Origin of the sequence: Psychrobacter sp. TB20-MNA-CIBAN-0197 (genome assembly GCF_040309765.1) — a bacterium.
GTDB lineage: Bacteria > Pseudomonadota > Gammaproteobacteria > Pseudomonadales > Moraxellaceae > Psychrobacter > Psychrobacter submarinus.
The window spans coordinates 1-355 of sequence record NZ_JBEOPC010000212.1 but is presented as its reverse complement, the minus strand read 5'-3'; the positions used below and the strand labels follow the sequence as shown (position 1 = coordinate 355).

Sequence of the window (355 nt, the reverse complement as noted above, 5' to 3'; positions counted from 1 at the left end):
TGCCCAGCGCCAGCGTGGATTTCTGCGAGTACACCGAGTTGATCGTGTGCCAGGTCGCCAGGTTCATGTGGTGGCTGGTCGGCATGTAGGCGCCGCTCTTCATGCGGCTGCCGTAGCCGAACAGCGGCATCAGGCCTTGCAGGCTGAGCTGTTTGTCGAAGTCGGTACCACCGATGTGCACGCCGCCGGTGGCGAGGATGTCATCGTGACGGTTGTCGAGACCACGACGCTCGGGCGACAGGCGCACCAGCGAGAAGTCGGAGGTACCACCGCCGATGTCGACGATCAGTACCAGCTCTTCTTTCTCAATGGTCGACTCGTAGTCGAACGCTGCCGCGATCGGCTCGTACTGGAA

1 protein-coding gene is annotated in these 355 nt (G+C 62.0%); it reads right to left on the bottom strand.

The features are described 5' to 3' along the window. Positions 1-355: Hsp70 family protein (locus AAEY83_RS13365; RefSeq protein WP_351059515.1), on the bottom strand; the 355-nt coding region annotated here is incomplete at both ends.